Below are 17,164 nucleotides of genomic sequence, written 5' to 3'. Positions count from 1 at the left end.
ACGCCAACAACGGGCGATGCCATCAATCGCTTCTCAGAACCGATAGAGGTAGCCGAGACCAAGGCCATACTGCGTGCTCTTTTCCACCAGCGGGCTGTTGCGGATCGAGCTGCCCATGTGCTTGGCGCCCATGTCGAGGAACATGGTGTGACTGGACACGGGCTGCCAGTCCACGCGAAGCCCGATTTCGGTATTGAGCGCGGAACTACCGCCGTAGGCCGGGCGCCAGCTCCGTGCCTCGTCTGACCTTACGCCGTATTAATAGTCCACGTACTCGCCATCCACCCACTCGGCCGCCAGCCGCGGGGCCAGCCCGATTGTGCCTGCGGTAAATCGCCTGTCGATCTGCAGCGTCGTCCGCATCCCCCCGCTGTTGCTCATGGCATCCGTGAGCACTTCAGCAGAGAAATTGGCAATGCCGGTACGCCAGATGGCGGCGGCGCCGAGCCAGAAACTGGAGTCTCGATCGCGCATGCCCGCGAAATATGGGGAATCGCCCGAATCGAAGCCTTCCCCGATGTACCGACCACGCAGCCTGAATGACACCGGCCCGACCGACGGAAGCTTGACGTCCAGGACAGGCCCGGCCACCTGAATCCATTTGTTCTCATAGGTAATCATTGGCAAGCCTCGAACGCGGTCGTCGAAGTCGCGGTAGACGCGGTACTGTATGCCACCGGCAACGCCAATCCCCCACGTCGGTTCACTGCGTCCGGCTTCGGGCATCGCCTGACCTCTCGCCGACTTATTCGTATCGTCGGTCTGAGCCCATGCAACGGGTGTTGAAAAAATGCCAGCGACCAGGATCGGTAGCGCAGCGTAAGACGGCTGCCGGCGCAGGCGGACTGCGCATTGAGGACGAGATGACATGATTGATCCCTTTTAAGGAAAACGTGAAAATGCCTCCCCTGTACTGGGGAATGGCAGCTCGCGGACCACGCCATCGGGCCATCTCGATGAGTTCGCGGACCATCACCAGCAGACGGCCGCACTGCACCGTCTGCCTGATTTCCATACCGTCCGGACGACACTGGGTCGTCCCGCACGGGTCAGTGCAGGCGCTGCGCATCAAGTTTCGATGTGACGAGTGAATTGCAGGACTGTTGAGTCGTGACGAGGTTAGTTGCGTCATCGCTCAACCTCGTCAGCGGTAGCGCGTACGGTGTGTCGAAAAAAACCAAGCGATGCCAGCCATTTCTCGATCCTGTCCACATACAGGAACACGGCTGGCACGACCAGCAGGCTCAAGGCAGTCGATGTGATAAGGCCGCCGATAACCGCCATGGCCATCGGCCGGCGGAAGCTAGAATCCGCACCTAACCCCAGCGCGATAGGCAACATGCCGGCGATCATCGCGATGGTGGTCATCACGATGGGACGGGCACGCTTGTGGCACGCATCCAGCAGCGCCTCGTGAACAGGCAATCCGCGCTCGCGTATACCGATAACCGCGTACTCGACGAGCAGGATGGAGTTCTTGGTGACGATACCCATAAGCATCACCAGACCGATCATCGAAGGCACACTCAACTGGCTGCGCGTGACCAGAAGCGCGAGGAACGCGCCACCTATGGACAGAGGAATGGCAGAGAGGATGGTGATGGGCTGAAGGAAATCCCTGAACAGCAGCACCAGAACGCAGTAGATGCACAAAACACCGACCACGAGCGCCATGGCAAAGCCCCCGCCGAGTTCGGCAACGATCTCCGCGTCGCCGGCCTCAATCACCTTCACACTGGACGGAAGGGACTTGATCGAAGTCAGGTTGGCCACAGCCGCCTGCGCCGTCCCGAGCGCGGTACCTCCCAAATCGGCCGAAATGGTGACGTTGCGAAGACGGTCATGGCGGTCGATCTGCGCGGGGCCACTTTGCACAGTCAGGCTGGCGACACTTGCCAGCGGCACCGACCCGTCGCGCCCCGGCACGCGCATGTTGCCGAGCGTGTCGATGTCCTGCCGCGCGGCATCGGGAATGCGCGCGCGGATATAGACCTGGCGGTTGTCGAGGTTCAGGCGCGCCACCTGAGCGTCGAAATCGCCTCTGGTTGCCACCCGCACTACGTCCCCGATCGCCTCGGTCGTCACGCCGCGCTCGGCGGCGCGCTCCGGGTCGGGACGGATGATGATCTCCGGGCGCTCCAGGCTGGCCGTCGAGGCAATGCCAGTAAGGCCCTTGACGTCGCGCAGTTCGGCTTCCACCGCATCCGCGCTCGCCTTAAGTGCCTCGGCATTGTCGCTGGCGAGGATGATCGTAAGCTTTTCGCCCGGCCCGCCGCCGCCGATGGCAAAGCGCGCCCCGGGAACATCGAGCAAGCGTTCCCGCACGGCTTTCTCGATGACCTGCTGCGAAGGGCGATCATTACGCGGCCCCAGCGTGAGCGTGAGCGACGCGCGCCGAACTTCGCCCGCCTGCGCCCCACCGGGGCCGGCACTTTGCGCCTTGCCCACCGTGGCGAAAACATGGGCGATGCCGTCAACATCGCCGATGGCTTTGCGGGCCGACCCGGCGACCGCCAACGTGTCCTCCAGCGAGCTGGCTGGCGGCAATTCGATGCTCAGGGTCGTGCTGCCGCTATCAGAGGCGGGGATAAAGCCCGTCTCGATGAAAGGCACCAGGGCGAGCGAAGCCGCGAGAAAGATGACCGCTCCGCTCAGGGTCGTCTTGCGATGCTTCAGGCACCAGCGCGCCGTTGCCATGTACCAGCGCATGACCCGGCCATCTTCCTTCTCGGGGATCGGCTCGGGCTTGAGCAGGTAGGCCGCCATCATGGGTGTGAGCAGGCGCGCCACCAGCAGCGAAGCGAGCACGGCGATCACGGCGGTCCAGCCAAACTGTTTGAACACCAGGCCGCCGATACCACTCATCATGGCCGTCGGTAGGAAGACGACCACCAGGCTCATTGTGGTCGCCATCACCGCCAGGGCAATTTCGGTCACGGCGTCCTCTGCGGCTTCCCGGACCGACTTGCCCCTGTGCCGGTGGCGCTCGATGTTCTCGATCTCCACGATGGCGTCATCGACCAGGATGCCGACGATCACCGCCAGCGCCAGCAGCGTCACGGTGTTGAGCGTGAAGCCCAGCCAGGCCATGGCCGCGAATGCCGGAAGGATGGACAGCGGCAGAGCGGTCGAGGCTATCAGCGTCGCCCGCCAGTCGCGCAGGAACAGCCAGACGACGATCATCGCGAGGATGGCCCCCTCGTACAGCATCGCCATGGAGCCCTCATACTGCTCAAGCGTCTGGCCGACCGACCCCGAAATCTCAGTCAGGCTGAGCGCCGGGTCGGCCTGTTGAAGGCCGGCCAGGGCCTCGCGAACGCCCTCGGCCAGCCGTACCTCGTCAAAGCCCCTGGCGCGGTACACGCTGAAGCCGACCACATGCTCGCCATCGAGCAGGGCCGCCTGCGTGGGGTCGGCCTGACCATCGACGATGGTCGCGATTTGGTCCAACCTGAAGCTCTTGCCGTTGGACAACGCGATTCGCAGGTCCGCAAGCTCCGATGCCTGGCGAACCGTGGCAATCGTGCGAACCGACTGCTCCTGGCCGCCAAGCTGACCACGGCCGCCGGAAGATTCCTGCTGAACCTGGCGCAGTGCACGGGAGACATCCGCCGCCGTGATGCCGAGGGCAGACATGCGCGACGGATCGAGCTCAATCCGAACCTCACGTTCGATTCCGCCAAGCCGCTCGAACCGACCGACTCCGGGAAGCGAGAAAATAGTCTTGGCAATGGTGTCATCCACAAACCACGAAAGCTGCTCCTCATTAAGCCGGGACGACGATATGGCGTAGGTCAGAACGGGCGAACCTACGCTCGTGGAAGCACTGACGGTCGGTTGCAGAAGATCATCCGGCAGATCAGACCGGATGCTGTCAACCGCGTTCTTGGTTTCGATCAGCGCGTCCGACAGGTTCTTCTCCAGCACGAATTCGACCTGGATTGAAACCAAACCATCCGTGATCGATGTGCGCAGATGGTTCAAACCACTCAAGGTCGCAAGTGAATCCTCGACCTTGCGCGCGACCTCCGTCTCCAGCTGCGCAGGAGCCGCCCCCGGCTGCGTCAGCATGACCGTGACCATTGGTAGATCAAGGTCTGGAAGATCCTGCGTAGGCAGCTTCTGGAACCCCCATAGCCCTGCGAGTGCCAGCAGTGCGAACAGCAGGATCGAGGGGATCGGATTGCGAATGGACCAGGTAGCGAAATTCATGGTCTGCCCGCCCCAGCAGGCTGCCCCTGCGAAACCCGGACCAGATCGCGATCCTTGAGGAAGCCGGCTCCCCGGACAACAACACGCTCGTCCTTGCCAAGCCCCTCGGTGACCTCGACCTCACGGCCATTACGCCGGCCGACGCTGACGCTTCGCAGCGACACGCGGGACGTGGCACTGGTGTCGGCCAGCACCAGGACGTGGCTGCGCCCATCGCGGATGACAACGCTCTCGGCGGGCACGACCAGCGCCGGCTCTGTCCCGAGTCCGAGCCTGCCGTTGGCGTACATACCAGCCCGTGCCGTGCTTCCAGGGTGGATGTCGGCGTAAACAGTGGCCAGGCGAGAGGTGCTATCCAGAATCGGCGAGGTCTGGCGAACCGTCGCCTTCGCTGTCTTGCCGTCGGGAAGGTCTAATGTTACCTGCTGCCCGATCTCGACCTGAGCGAGTTGCTCGGCGGTCAGTTCGCCACGCCACTCCAGGCGCCCCCGGCGAATCATGCGAAACAGTTCCTGGCCCACCGTAACGACGCTGCCGAGCGTTGCAGTCCTGTGGCTGATGACACCATCGTCCGGCGCAGTGACGTCGGTGTAACGCAGCCGCAACTGATTGGCAGCGAGCAGCGCATCCGCGGTCCTGGATTGAGTCACCAGCTGGAGCACGTCCTGTTCACTCATCGCGCGGCTGCTTTGCAACGCGAGCGCGCGCTGCCGGTTGGCGGCAGCCTGATCGGCATTCGCTTTCAGTTCCGCGCGTTCCGCCAGCAACAGATCCGGGTCAAAACGAGCGATAATCTGTCCCTTCCTGACGATATCGCCGACATTGACGCGAACATCGATGAGCTGATAACCACCAATCTGAGCACCGATGCTGGCTTCTTCCCATGCGGCAATCGCACCCGAAGCCCTGATCTCTATGGGCCACGAGACTTCCCGGGGGATGGTGCATGTGACGGTCAGCGCCGGCGTCGCCGCGGCAGTCGCTTCCTCCAGCGTCGTATCGCCCCTGCCGACGACTATCGCCAGCGCCGTCACAACGAGGGCCACTCCCCCCACGAAATACGCGATCCGGTGCCGCCGGAGGTGTCCCCGGGTGGGCTGGTTACGGTGTTCTTGTTCCTGACTCATGGCGATAATTTTCCTTACGGGCGATACAGGGGTGGCAGACGGAGCGTCGTCCATTTGCTCAGTCGTTGTGGGCTGCGGTACTGCGGCCCATAACGGCGGGTTCCCTGCGGCGCGCACAAGGAGACCCGGGATGGGTGCGATCGTAAGCAGCGGCGATGGCGCTTTCCTGCGCGCCCCTGAGCTGTCAACCCGGGCCTTCCTGCCCGAATAAGGTGATTACATCCGCCTTATACCGGACTTCGTTCGCGTGCGCGCAACTGCAGACGCATCGGCGGTCTGGAGAGAGGTATCCGCATCCAGCCACGCGGGGAACATAGCCGTCAGGGAACTCACGTCATTGGCGTTGCGCGCATCAGGCTCACTGCGGGCCACTTCTTCTGTCGCAGGGGCATCTCCCCACAGGTCTGGCTCTCACAAGAACCTGGCGCCAGAGAACCCCGAAGTGGTGCTGATCGTGTCTGTGCCACCTGTCTGGGTTTGCGATTTGTCTCGCGACACCGCGCCGTTGACCCCGGGCCATTGAGCGCATCTGGTCTGGCTGGGACCAGGGCCAGGCGCAGCGACCAGCACGCTCGTCATGAGCCGGGGACGATAGCGTTGCTGATGGCCCGACAAGACGTGCATAGCTGCCATCACAGTTCGCCCACCAATGAAAACGCCCTGGCCACGATGGAGCGCAGGTTCTGCCTGCCGCCATCCGCATACCACTCGTCAAGGGCAGCCGTCCATGCGGACGTCACCGCGCCCACGATGATGCGCGCTTTGAGCATGCTCAGCCCGGTCTCGCTTTCTCGTTCCACGAGTGCGGCAGCGAGCGACACCTCCCGATCCATCCGCTTTTCGCATCCCTTGGCGAGCAGAGCCGGCGTTTCCTTCAGCAGGCGCACCAGTGCAAAAGCCATGTCAGGATTGGCGTCATACCGCAGGAGCGTCGTGGCCAGCGTCTCTCTGACCGCATCCAGTGGCCCCTCGTGGTCGGGACGCCCCCGCAATTCATCGACCAGCTCATGCGTCTTCTCGTCGTGCCACAGGAAGATCAGATCTTCTTTAGTCTTGAAGTAGCGAAAGAACGTACGCCTAGCCACACCAAGCGGCTCGACGATGTGTTCGATGGTCGTGTGGGTAAAGCCCTGTTTCAGAAACAACTCAAGCCCGAGGTTGGATAGCTCCCTCCGGGTGCTCTCTTTGTGCCTTTCGCGAAGGCCGGGATTTTTATTTGCCATGAGAGTATTCTGTCATATCTGGCACCAAGTGACAATAAGGCACTTAGTGCCATAAGGCATCTGGTTTGCTCTAAACCGACGCTTCGAAGCGCTTCATTGCTGCCATATAATGAAGGTTTATAAAGACCGACCGGGAGACGCGGCTAGCACCAGAGATCAATGTGCCGGGAGGCTTCTTTCACAAGATCTTGGCCGCAGGTATAATCGAATGCTAAATCGCCTACATCAACTCAAGCGCTGCTTCGAGTCTTCCGTCGAAGTTCTGCACGATATCTGCGACACCATTGTTACGTGAGCTAGTGATCCGCTCCGCAAGTTTCTCTATGTTCTATCCAGAGGGCAGAAACACATCTGATTAGTTTACTTTTAGGTGAAATTTAGGTGGTACCAAGGGGGAATCTTCGCCTGCCAATGCCGCCCGATGTGCGACTGCAGAAGATCTCATGGAAGCCCCAATACACCGCGGGACCGTCCGCACTTGGGCTATTCGTGTCGGCCTGAGTGAACGCACTCTCGCACGGTTGCTTATTCAGGAAACCGGTATGAGCTTCGAACGCTGGCGCCAGCAGATCCAAGTCATTCTTGCGGTGAAATGGTTGAGTACTGGAATGTCGGTTCGACAGGTCGCCGATAGTCTGGGTTAAGAAAGTGCCGGTAACTTTGTGACTATGTTCCGCAAATCACTCGGCACTTCACCGAGGCGCTACATAGCTGAACGCAACCTCCGGCTCAGTTGATCGAGAGCAACGGCATCTTCGAGTGCCGTGGATGGATAGAATGATCTGTTTTATCGGGGTACCGCACGTTACTCCGACCGCGCATGACACTTCATGGCTGTGGAATGTGGCAGTGGTTTCCCGCCCCAGCCGTGGCTCGTTCACCGGCCTCCGTGGCAACAGCGAGAAGCTCGAAAAGGAATACACAGTCTGCTGCGGATTCTTGAGACCGGTTTGCAGGAAATTTATTCGCCCAAGCCATCGCGCAGACGATCGATAAGCCACTCTAGTGAAACAGACAAGCGGTTGTTCTCGGAGCGAAGCAAGTAAATAGTCAAAGCCGATTCGACTGCCAGGTGACGGATAACGACATCCGATCGTTGGCTTACCGGGATCTTGGTCGCAGTCATCAAGCCGATGCCATAGCCTGCGCCGTCCAATGTAAGCATCAGATCCAGCGAGGGACACTTCCCTCGATTAATCCTACCCTGCAATAGTGGACACGGGACTAAGTGAGAAAACTCTCAACCAGAGGGACTCATGACAAGATCATTATCAATAAGCAAAAAGCCCCGTAAATTACACACACCTGAATTCCTCAATGAAGCTCTGATTGTAGTGGCATAGAAAATTTGGCCACCTGATTAAAGGTTATATTCTCATTCAACACAAAACAAATGACTTAATGAGCAAGAAAACTAAGCGTACTTTCACCCCCTGAGTTCGTGGCATAATGTACTGACTTTCGTTTCTGGCCGTCCTATTAATGCCATTGCCGGTAGCGATTTTATTGGCGTCATTTTTTAGGCCGCCCCTTCTTCCCTCGGGTCCCTTCTGAGGCCTGACCTGCTGTTGTTCGCTCGGCAATCAATTCTCGCTCAAACTCCGCCTGTGCGGCAAAGATTCCAAAAACAAGCTTGTCACTGGCTTCCCTGAGGAATACACGAACCCCCTTCTGACGCTGCTGGGCTATGAAACACTCCGTTGTCGGGAATTGCCGCTGGCGCTGAAGCTGCCAACAGAACGCAGGGCGCGCAGCGTTGCAGACAAGCTGCTGAGCCAGCCGGCCTGCATAATGGATCAGCAACAGCCTGCCCATGAAGCGGGGCTCAGCATCAGAAGCATCAACTGTCTATTCAGTCAGCAGACCGGGCTGAGTTTCAGTCATTGGCACCAGCAGGCAAAGGTGGTGGCTTCACTGCGCTGGGTGTCAGAGGGATTGCCAGTCAGTGAAATCGCATCGCTGAGCGGTTATAGTAACGTCAGCGCCTATATTGACGTATTCCGTCAGAGCTTCGGTAAAACGCCCAGTCGGTTTAACTGAGAGCACGGCAGTACGGTGCATATCCGGTAAACATAAGTATATTCCCTGATTAACGAGAATTTACATACAGCCTTATAAAGCCTGAACAGAGCTTTGTGACGTGCATATATTAACCGCGCGCCTTATGCCGACTGACAGAGCGGCTGCATCCGTTACTCATCTGAATCCTGCTGCATCAACCAACGCGCGCACGTTGTCAAAGACATCGTTACCTTTATAATCACCTTCGTCTGGAGTTGTTGATAAAGCCTGCAGCGATACGCTCAGCGCCAGTATCAGTTTAGCGCGTTCTTCAGTTAGCATCGCTCTGGCTCAGTAAGAACAGTCCCCATGATTTCACTTTGACTAGGCTTAAACGTAGCTTTAAGACTCGCCTCCCGTTGTTTGCCAGGCATTGTACTTGATGACGGACAGGACGATTGCCGGCCTTAATGCAGCAATTGTTCTGCCGCGGGCCTTAATGAAATCCGCTGGCCCACATCTCACAATTACCTCAGCGAACTCAACGTTCGGAAGTCTTATCAGGTTTGGTGAACCACGGTCTGACCTGTTTTGGCATTACATTACACTGCCTGCACAACCTGTTGACATTCTCTTTGTACTCCCAAGCTCCGAGGCTTTGTGTTGCCAACTGTTCAGTTATGGGACCGCGCATGCTTGCCGCACTGGATGATAACCGCGACCGCTTCAACAGCGCCGAAGAAATTCAAAACTACGCTGGCGTTGGCAGTGTGCGAAGTTCGTCCGACAGACATTCGTGGAATGGACTGCGAAGACGGTTAACTCATCGTACTGGGCCAGCGAGAAAAAGGAAAATCGCATCAATCCGCTATCCGAGCTCTGGCGTTCAAATAGATCCGGATAATTTATAGCTGCTGGAAAAACAGAACCTGTTACGACGAAGCAAAGTATTTGCTGGCTCTCCAAGCGCGAAACTCGCCCTTACTGAAGCCATAAAAAGCTTGTCGAATGTCTCAGCGCGTGAAGCGGACATCACCTCCTGAGTGAGCCAGCGCACAAACCCGCACGAAACTCTTCGACGTGAATTTACATAACCTTATGAAATTTTATAACTGTATGGCATTTGCCTAACCCTTCCAGGGCAAAAATACATAACTACTCACCAACCCTGCTGCGTATAACTATAGCGGTGTTTTTCTCTCACTGAAGGTGACGCATGACACAACAACGCCATGAATTATCAGCCGATCATGAGGCGCATATCGCTTCTGCGATTGGCAAATTCTTCCGCCGCATTATCCCGATGCTGGCGCTGATGCTTATTATTAACCAGATTGATCGCGCCAACATTGGCTTCGTCAAAGCCCAGCTGCAAACCGATGCCGGAATCAGCGCGGCGGCCTTCGGCTTAGGCGCAGGACTGTTCTTTATCGGCTATGCGTTGTTTGAAGTGCCCAGCAATATGATGCTGAAGAAGTTCGGCGCAAGGGTGTGGCTCACGCGCATTATGATCACCTGGGGAACGGTGGTGGTACTTACCGGTTTCGTCAGCACGCCAATGCATTTTTATATGCTGCGTTTCCTGCTTGGCGTGGCGGAGGCGGGCTTCTTCCCTGGCGTGCTGTTCTATTTTCGTCAGTGGGTGCCCAATGCCTGGCGAGGCCGCGCAACCGCAATGGTATTGAGTGCAACCGCAAGCGCGTTTCTATTCTCTGGCCCGCTCACCGGCGCAATCCTGATGATGCACGATGTCGGCGGACTTGCGGGTTGGAAATGGGTCATGTTTCTGGAAGGCGGCGGATCGATAGTGATCGGCCTGCTGGCGGCGTTTGTACTGGTATCGAAGCCAGAAGGGGCGAAATGGCTCAGCGACGCGGAAAAACAGGCGCTCGCGCAGCAACTGGCAATTGAAGACGCGACGCGTGACGAGCGTGCCGTCACACAGGGACGCTGGGGATTGATCACCGATCGCAGCCTTATATTCTACTGCCTGATCTTCTTCACCATGACCATGACCGGTTACACGCTGGTGTTCTGGTTGCCGCAAATTATCCAGCGTATTCAGGGGTTCAACAGTTTCGAATCCGGACTGCTGACCGCCATCCCGTGGCTCTTCGCCATTGTTGCGCTGTTTCTGCTGGGCAAAGCCACCGACCGTTATCGCGATAAGCTGGAGAAAGGGCTGGGCATCGCCATGCTGATCGCCGCATGCGGCACCTTTATGGCCACGCTTGGCACGCCGTGGTTTGGCTTTGTGGCGATGATTGTGGCTTGCATCGGTTCCAAAGTCAGTGCCGCGTTCTTCTGGCCGATGCCGCAAAGCGAACTGCCCGTCTCGATAGCGGCACCGGGCATTGCGATGATCAACTCTGTCGGCAACCTTGGCGGATTCTTCGCACCCACGGTGTTTGGCTATCTGGAGATGCACACCGGCAGCACCACCGGCGGCCTCTACGCGCTGACCAGCGTGTCCGTGGTGACCGGCCTGTGGCTGTTGCTGCGCACCAAACCTGTTCCCCCCGCTTTAGGTCACAAGGAGAGACTTCATGTCAGACAGTCCAGTCATTAATACCATGCGCATCGTCCCAGTTGCTGGTTATGACAGCATGCTTTTGAATATCGGCGGTGCCCATAACTGCTTCTTCACGCGCATTATCGTGATCCTCACCGATTCTGCCGGGCATACCGGGGTGGGCGAAACGCCCTGTCATGCCTCGACGTTGCAGTTGCTGGAGCAGTTTCGCCCGCTGATTGTAGGCAGCTCGCTGCTGCGCCTGAATGCCACGCTGAGCCAGCTTTTCAACAGTGAGGCGCGTCAGAAGCACACTTCACACACCAACGACATCCACATTCCGCAGATGAATCCGGAGAAGTTTTATAACGCTGCGGCGGCGATTGAGGCCGCGCTACTAGACCTGCAAGGCAAGCTGTTTAACCTGCCGGTCGCCGATCTGCTTGCCAGCGGCAAACAGCGTGAGCGTATTCCGGTGCTGGGTTATCTGTTCTATATCGCCGATCGCAAGCGCACCACAATGCAGTACCGCTCGGGCGATAACGCGGCGGATGGCTGGTTCCGTCTGCGTCATGAGGCGGCAATGGACAGCGCTGGCGTTCAACGGCTGGCGGAAGCGGCAGTGGAGCAGTACGGCTTTCGTGACTTCAAGCTAAAAGGCGGCGTGCTGGCAGGCGAAGCGGAAGTGGAAACGGTTGAAGCGCTACTGGCGCGGTTTCCCGGCGCGCGCGTCACTGTCGACCCCAATGCCAGCTGGTCGCTGGATGAGGCGATTCGCTTTGGTAAACAGTTGGCAGGAAAGGTGCCCTATCTGGAAGATCCCTGTGGTGCTGAGCAAGGGTATTCAGGGCGGGAAACGCTTGCCGAATTCCGTCGCGCCACGGGCGTGGCGGTCGCGACCAATATGATTGCTAACGACTGGCGCCAATTACATCATGCGCTGCAACTTAACGCCATCGACATTCCGCTTGCCGATCCGCACTTCTGGACGATGCGCAATGCCAACGTGATAGCGCAATTGTGCAACGAATGGGGGCTGACCACCGGCTGCCACTCCAATAATCATTTTGATATCTCACTGGCAATGGTGGCGCACCTGGGCGCAGCGGCGCCTGGCGATCGTCAGACCGCCTTTGATACTCACTGGATTTGGCAGGATGGCCAGCAACTGACGCATCAACCGCCGCAGATCCGCGATGGCTATCTGGAATTACCGCCAGGCCCGGGTTTTGGCATCGAATTGAATATGGAACGCGTCGAGGAGGCGCATGCGCTTTACAACGCGCTGCCGGATAAGAACCGAAACGATGCGCTGGGGATGCAATTTTTAATTGATAACTGGCGCTATGATGCCAAACGTCCGTCAATGGTTCGCTAAGGAAGCGAAATGAAGAGAATATTACGTGCGGTGGCGCTCATGGCATCGATTGCCGCCAGCGCGCCACTGCTGGCGCAAACTTTTGTCTACATATTAGAAGCCAGTGATGGCACCATCGCACGCTACGCGCTGAACGAGTAAACCGACGCGCTGCAACTGCTGGGGTGACACTGACCCAAAATCCTGCTCCATTCAGAAACAGAATTCCGGCATGATAAACACTCCCCTGAACGGAGGTGGTGCCGATGAAAAAGTCACGATTTACCGAAGAGCAGATTGTCTTTGCCCTGTAGCAGGCCGAGCTGGGGATGTCCGTACCGGACGTCTGCCGCAAGCTGGGCATCTCCGACGCCACGTTTTACACCTGGTGTAAGAAATACGGTGGCATTTCACCCTCAGAACTAAAGCACATGCGCCAGCTGGAAGAGGAAAACCTGCGTCTGAAGAAACTGGTGGCCGATCTCAGCCTCGACAAGGCTATGCTGCAGGACGTGCTGGCAAAAAAGAACTGACGCTGGCACGCCTGCGCGAATGGATCAGGGATTTACAGGCCCGATACGGTGCCAGCGAAAGACAAATCTGTTTTGCGCTATGGCTCAGCCGCAGCTCGTTCCGGTACCATTCCGTTGCGGCAGACGACAGTGCGCTGCGCCTGCGCATCAGGGAGATTACCTAAACCAGGGTTCACCATGGCTACCGCAGGGTACACGTGATGCTCAGGCGGGAAAGCTGGCGTGATAACCACAAACGCATTTGCCGCCTGTACAGTGAACAGGGCCTGTCGCTGCGCCCCAAGCGTCCACGCCGTAATAAATCCGCACAGCGGCGACAGCCGCAGCCTCAGGGGCTGTATCCGAATCACGTCTGGGGCATGGATTTTGTCTCTGATGCGTTGTTTGACGGAAGGCGACTACGCCTGCTGACGGTTATAGACCTGTACACCCGCGAATGCCTGGGGATCTGCGTGGTGCAGAATCTGCGTTCAACAGAAGTGGCGGAAATGCTGAACAGCATAGAGCTCAGGCGTCCGTTACCTCAGATGCTGAAAACCGACAACGGCTCTGAATTTGCGGGGAAAATGCTGGACAGCTGGGTGTATGAACGGGGTATCCGTATCGACTTCTCACGCCCCAGAACGCCGACGGACAATGCGACGGTAGAGTCCTTCAACGGCAGGCTGCGACAGGAATGTCTGAACGAGAGCTGGTTCATGTCCCTGGAGGATGCGCGGTGCAAAATCGAAGCCTGGCGCATACACTATAACCAAAGTCGTCCCCATTCTGCGCTGGGCTGGATGACCCCCTCCGAATTTGCCGTAAAATCTGCCGGTTGCCAGAATATGCAGCCAGAATGAAGCCAGTTATTCCTGATTATGAATGGATCACATACGGGGAGCGGTTCAACAAACCGACATTATGGACTGACGGTTGTATCTAATACCGGGGGCAGGTCAAATCCTCTATGAGCTGTGAGTTCAACTGATGGATGCAACACACTGATTGAACCGTTCTGCGGGTGATTCATAGTCTAGCGTTTTTCTCGGTCTTTCGTTGAGCTGTCTGGCAACGCTGTTTAGTCTCTGCTGGCTGTGAATCGATAAGTCAGTTCTCTTTGGAAAATATTGTCTGAGCAACCTATTCGTATTTTCATTTGAGCCACCTGCCAGGGAGATTGAGGATCACAGAAGTAAATCTGGATGTCTGTAGCTACAGTAAATCGGGTGTGGCTGGTCATTTCAGCTCCTCGATCCCAGGTTAATGTTTTATAAAGCTCAACAGGTAATCCCCGGGCTTGCCTGATGAGTGCAGATATAACGGTTATGGTCTTGTTGTCCCTGATTTTGGCCAACATAACAAAGCGGGAATGGCGTTCTACGAGGGTGACGATACAGGAGTTTTTCGAGCCCTGGATCAGGTCACCTTCCCAGTGACCCGGTATGGCTCTGTCTGCGGCTTCAGGTGGCCTCTCGCTTATCTGTACCGCATTCGAGATTGATCCTAATCCTTTCCCTTTAAGCGATGACGTTCTGGATCTACGCACGGCTCTTCCGCTTCGGAGGCATTGCTGCAGTTCTTTTTTTAATGCCCCCCGAGTTTGTATGAAAAGCGTTTTATATATCGTTTCATGTAACACATGCATTTCCTGATTATCCGGATAACAGCGTTTCAGCCAACCGGCGATTTGTTCCGGCGACCAGTCCTGATGCATCTTCTCTGCGATGATTTTACAAAGTGTAGGTCTTTCAATTAGCTTGCAAGGTTTTGGTCTCAGAGCATTTTCCCACGCAGCAGCATCCGCTTTTGATGCACGATATTGTTTTGCACCACCGTGCCTCTTAATCTCGCGGCTAATCGTTGAGGGAGCTCTCGATAGTTTGTTTGCGATCGCTCTGATGCTGATTTTTGCTACAAGCGCTCTGGATATTTCCTCTCTTTCATCAAGTGAAAGCGCTAACGGGTGCCGCTTTCCGACAGGGGGACGGTATCCACCAGTCTGGTGGATAGTGGGCATAATAGAAGAATGATATCTGTCGAACATTCTGGCGATATCATGCACGGAATCACCTTGTTTGTATCTGTCTTGGATAATCGCTTTCTGTTCCGACGTTTAGTAAATCCGCGTTCTTCGTTTCATGGCAACGTCCCCCTTGATTAAGGATAGCGTTGCATCGACCCGTTGAACTCACAGCAAAAAGCGAACAAACCGCTTTTTGCTAACAAGTCTTATTGGCCTCAGTCAGTACTATTTTTATAGCAGGTACGACCGCACAAGTAGGCTTCCCAGCGCCACAATTAGGGAACATTGAATGCCTATAAACAGATTTATTTAACCCACAACTAATGGTGGTCATTTTGGTGGTCTTGACAGGATGAAGATTCAAGTTTAGCTTCCTTATTAGCCAGTTACTGGCAAAGGTGATCCCAGTCAGAGGAGCCAAATTAAAGAAACCAGATGTCTGCTGACATCTGGTTTTTTGCTTTCTGGCAATGGGTTATCCCTTCTTAAACGTTCACCCTCGTTCACTAAAAACCACTCAAAGCCCTATCCTTTGATGATAAAAATGCTGGGAATGCGGGTTCGATTTCCCCTTTAAGCAACAAACGAGGGGAAGCTTTCATGGCACAGACTGATATCAGAGCAAAATATCTTCTCTGTCGGTGTTCACCCTGCTGTTTCACTTGCTGGTGCAAGACAACGGCCTGGTGAGGCCACAAGGCTTCATGCACCAGGCATCGACCCTGATGCAAAGAAGCAGGCAGAGGTTGAAGAGCTAAAGGCCAGATGTGATAAGACACGCTGCTTCGCTATAGTGGCCAAAGCCGGGTTTGACACGAAAACAAAATGGTCAAATGATTCGGGTGATTCCGTATGGAAGCGCCCTGAAACCTGAGCCTTTCCGGCGAGGGGAGATAAAGAAGTTTTTCATACAGGGCGTGGCAGAAAATGAAAGCGCAGATGCTCTTTATATGAGTCTGTTATTCTTTCTTCGCGTATCACTCAGCATTTAATTGAGCTTTATCAATTAATAATTGATTAACATTTTACCTTTTAAGAGAATCAGGAAGATAATTCTCTCTTTATCCTGACAAGGGAGTTTGTCGAATGGCTGTTCCGGTTTATTTATGAAGATGTGCTTATTTTAAATATGCAGATTTAGCTTACGAGAAAATCACGTGGCATATCTGGATGGCAAGATTATTCACTCTGACCCATGGAAAGGATAAAGGTGAAATGAAATATCTCCTCTTTGCTCTTTGCGTAACATCCTGCGTTGCGACGGCTACGCAGATGGAAGGTTTTGGTGCCAGCTACTACCAGGACGATTTATCCATCCCTGACTACGACCCTCACAAAAGCTTAGTGCCGGATATTATTGTCGGAGATAATATCTATACAATGGAATTAAGCAGGCTTACAGACATGGCAAAAACGACTGGCGTGACTGTTAATCAAGACAACCATGCATCGTGGCTGTGCCTCGCTTCTGAAGGTGTTAACTACTGGTTTATCTCTGATAATGAGATGGGACATGGGGATTTAACATCAATTGCCATTGCCAGGGCAGAGCAACAAGGAAACTGCTCTCCTTATAAGGGTCATTTGAGCATTACAATCAAGGGAACACCTTTGCTGGATGCTTCATTTGAAAAGATCTCGTCAATCTTCCTGAACAAATCAGATGGCAATATAGTCCAGTACTGTACTAACACAAAAAACTATGGCGATTTTACTCAAATGAACTGCCTCCAGTATTTTTTTGAAAACAAAAGTATTAAGGGTGTGATTATTAGTCAGATCACATCGAACTAAATATCAGCCTTTCAGAAAAGCCCGCTCGGGGAAACCTGAGCGGGCTTTTTGCTTTCTCTCTCCGGGCAATACGGGAGGTCATCCAGGGCGGGAGGATTACACCTCAAACCCGTAGTGTGAGCCGTCCGGCAGTTCCACAACCAGGCGCAGTTTACCGCCTGCCGCATCAACATAGCGTTTCAGGGTTGAGAGCTTCAGGTCACGGCCTGGTTTCTCCATTCCGGCAACGGTAGGTTGTCTGATGCCCAGCGCTTCCGCCATTTCAACCTGCGTTTTCTGCACTTTTTCGCGCAGTTCAGCAAGGTGTATGTTAAGAAGGATATCCGTTGCCTTCCCCTCAGCGTCAGCAACGACGTCCGGTTTTTCATCCGCAATAAGCTGTTCCAGCGTTCTGCCCATC

Annotated in this window: 11 protein-coding genes and 7 pseudogenes; 9 read left to right on the top strand and 9 right to left on the bottom strand. The window is 55.7% G+C overall.

Annotation, left to right across the window (positions count from 1 at the left end; genetic code table 11):
* Positions 1-33 precede the first annotated feature (33 nt).
* From F3I47_RS09515 to F3I47_RS09500, 4 genes and pseudogenes are all read right to left on the bottom strand, one after another.
* A pseudogene (locus F3I47_RS09515) lies at positions 34-726 on the bottom strand (MipA/OmpV family protein).
* A 402-nt stretch (positions 727-1,128) separates the two neighbouring features.
* Positions 1,129-4,212: an efflux RND transporter permease subunit gene (locus tag F3I47_RS09510; protein WP_047063008.1), complete on the bottom strand. Its 3,084-nt coding sequence runs from the start codon at positions 4,210-4,212 to the stop codon at positions 1,129-1,131.
* The gene (locus F3I47_RS09505; protein ID WP_047063006.1) at positions 4,209-5,339 is read right to left on the bottom strand and encodes an efflux RND transporter periplasmic adaptor subunit; all 1,131 of its coding nucleotides are present in this window, start codon (positions 5,337-5,339) and stop codon (positions 4,209-4,211) included. The genes F3I47_RS09510 and F3I47_RS09505 overlap by 4 nt, the downstream gene beginning before the upstream one ends.
* Before the next feature lie 632 nt (positions 5,340-5,971).
* Positions 5,972-6,562 carry a TetR family transcriptional regulator gene (locus F3I47_RS09500; protein ID WP_047063004.1) on the bottom strand — a complete coding sequence of 197 codons (591 nt, stop codon included), beginning with the start codon at positions 6,560-6,562 and terminating at the stop codon, positions 5,972-5,974.
* A gap of 443 nt (positions 6,563-7,005) precedes the next feature.
* On the opposite strand from F3I47_RS09500, the gene F3I47_RS22495 reads away from it, so the two are divergent.
* The gene (locus tag F3I47_RS22495; protein WP_052768067.1) at positions 7,006-7,206 is read left to right on the top strand and encodes a helix-turn-helix domain-containing protein; all 201 of its coding nucleotides are present in this window, start codon (positions 7,006-7,008) and stop codon (positions 7,204-7,206) included.
* A 317-nt stretch (positions 7,207-7,523) separates the two neighbouring features.
* Here the strand turns inward: F3I47_RS22495 and F3I47_RS09490 are convergent.
* Together F3I47_RS09490 and F3I47_RS09485 are read right to left on the bottom strand one after the other, a co-directional pair.
* A pseudogene (locus tag F3I47_RS09490) lies at positions 7,524-7,739 on the bottom strand (LysR family transcriptional regulator); the annotation flags it as partial.
* 258 nt (positions 7,740-7,997) lie between these two features.
* Positions 7,998-8,206 (bottom strand): annotated as a pseudogene (locus tag F3I47_RS09485) (recombinase family protein); the annotation flags it as partial.
* Positions 8,207-8,353: 147 nt separating this feature from the next.
* Between F3I47_RS09485 and F3I47_RS22330 the strand changes: the two are divergent.
* Complete coding sequence (locus F3I47_RS22330; protein WP_072057116.1) at positions 8,354-8,602, top strand: helix-turn-helix domain-containing protein; 249 nt, start codon at positions 8,354-8,356, stop codon at positions 8,600-8,602.
* Between the two features lie 156 nt (positions 8,603-8,758).
* Here F3I47_RS22330 and F3I47_RS22325 read toward each other — a convergent pair whose 3' ends face one another.
* Positions 8,759-8,905, bottom strand: coding sequence for a hypothetical protein (locus tag F3I47_RS22325; RefSeq protein WP_154400831.1), 147 nt, complete (start codon positions 8,903-8,905; stop codon positions 8,759-8,761).
* Between the two features lie 338 nt (positions 8,906-9,243).
* Here F3I47_RS22325 and F3I47_RS09475 point away from each other — a divergent pair.
* The 5 genes and pseudogenes from F3I47_RS09475 to F3I47_RS09455 all read left to right on the top strand — a co-directional run.
* Positions 9,244-9,559, top strand: a pseudogene (locus F3I47_RS09475) (IS110 family transposase); the annotation flags it as partial.
* Between the two features lie 220 nt (positions 9,560-9,779).
* Positions 9,780-11,132, top strand: a complete 1,353-nt coding sequence (locus F3I47_RS09470) for an MFS transporter (RefSeq protein WP_047955839.1) — start codon at positions 9,780-9,782, stop codon at positions 11,130-11,132.
* Positions 11,110-12,453, top strand: a complete 1,344-nt coding sequence (locus tag F3I47_RS09465; RefSeq protein ID WP_047062999.1) for an enolase C-terminal domain-like protein — start codon at positions 11,110-11,112, stop codon at positions 12,451-12,453. Before F3I47_RS09470 ends, F3I47_RS09465 begins: the two co-directional genes overlap by 23 nt.
* A 9-nt stretch (positions 12,454-12,462) precedes the next feature.
* A complete protein-coding gene (locus tag F3I47_RS22615; protein WP_255467567.1) occupies positions 12,463-12,594 on the top strand; it encodes a hypothetical protein in 132 nt (43 codons plus the stop codon).
* Between the two features lie 161 nt (positions 12,595-12,755).
* Positions 12,756-13,807, top strand: a pseudogene (locus tag F3I47_RS09455) (IS3 family transposase).
* A gap of 120 nt (positions 13,808-13,927) precedes the next feature.
* On the opposite strand, the pseudogene F3I47_RS09450 reads toward F3I47_RS09455, so the two are convergent.
* A pseudogene (locus F3I47_RS09450) lies at positions 13,928-15,042 on the bottom strand (IS30 family transposase).
* Positions 15,043-15,571: 529 nt separating this feature from the next.
* On the opposite strand from F3I47_RS09450, the pseudogene F3I47_RS22490 reads away from it, so the two are divergent.
* Together F3I47_RS22490 and F3I47_RS09440 are read left to right on the top strand one after the other, a co-directional pair.
* Positions 15,572-15,841 (top strand): annotated as a pseudogene (locus tag F3I47_RS22490) (integrase arm-type DNA-binding domain-containing protein); the annotation flags it as partial.
* Positions 15,842-16,140: 299 nt separating this feature from the next.
* Complete coding sequence (locus F3I47_RS09440; protein WP_223812707.1) at positions 16,141-16,764, top strand: hypothetical protein; 624 nt, start codon at positions 16,141-16,143, stop codon at positions 16,762-16,764.
* Between the two features lie 96 nt (positions 16,765-16,860).
* Here the strand turns inward: F3I47_RS09440 and F3I47_RS09435 are convergent, their stop codons facing one another.
* Positions 16,861-17,163 (bottom strand): helix-turn-helix domain-containing protein, encoded by a 303-nt coding sequence (locus tag F3I47_RS09435; RefSeq protein WP_009089390.1) that lies wholly within the window; start codon positions 17,161-17,163, stop codon positions 16,861-16,863.
* Position 17,164 lies beyond the last annotated feature (1 nt).

This window comes from Pantoea sp. M_10, assembly GCF_008631515.1.
Classification (GTDB): Bacteria; Pseudomonadota; Gammaproteobacteria; order Enterobacterales; family Enterobacteriaceae; genus Pantoea; species Pantoea anthophila.
Note: the sequence above shows the minus strand (reverse complement) of the source record. Positions and strands in the feature narration are given on the sequence as shown.

Excerpts from the sequence above, each read along its gene's own strand:
- F3I47_RS09510 (WP_047063008.1), bottom strand. The coding sequence starts at position 4,212 with ATGAATTTCGCTACCTGGTCCATTCGCAATCCGATCCCCTCGATCCTG.
- F3I47_RS22330 (WP_072057116.1), top strand. The coding sequence starts at position 8,354 with ATGGATCAGCAACAGCCTGCCCATGAAGCGGGGCTCAGCATCAGAAGC.
- F3I47_RS22325 (WP_154400831.1), bottom strand. The coding sequence starts at position 8,905 with ATGCTAACTGAAGAACGCGCTAAACTGATACTGGCGCTGAGCGTATCG.
- F3I47_RS09505 (WP_047063006.1), bottom strand. The coding sequence starts at position 5,339 with ATGAGTCAGGAACAAGAACACCGTAACCAGCCCACCCGGGGACACCTC.
- F3I47_RS09500 (WP_047063004.1), bottom strand. The coding sequence starts at position 6,562 with ATGGCAAATAAAAATCCCGGCCTTCGCGAAAGGCACAAAGAGAGCACC.
- F3I47_RS09440 (WP_223812707.1), top strand. The coding sequence starts at position 16,141 with ATGGCAAGATTATTCACTCTGACCCATGGAAAGGATAAAGGTGAAATG.
- F3I47_RS09435 (WP_009089390.1), bottom strand. The coding sequence starts at position 17,163 with ATGGGCAGAACGCTGGAACAGCTTATTGCGGATGAAAAACCGGACGTC.
- F3I47_RS22495 (WP_052768067.1), top strand. The coding sequence starts at position 7,006 with ATGGAAGCCCCAATACACCGCGGGACCGTCCGCACTTGGGCTATTCGT.
- F3I47_RS09470 (WP_047955839.1), top strand. The coding sequence starts at position 9,780 with ATGACACAACAACGCCATGAATTATCAGCCGATCATGAGGCGCATATC.
- F3I47_RS09465 (WP_047062999.1), top strand. The coding sequence starts at position 11,110 with ATGTCAGACAGTCCAGTCATTAATACCATGCGCATCGTCCCAGTTGCT.
- F3I47_RS22615 (WP_255467567.1), top strand. The coding sequence starts at position 12,463 with ATGAAGAGAATATTACGTGCGGTGGCGCTCATGGCATCGATTGCCGCC.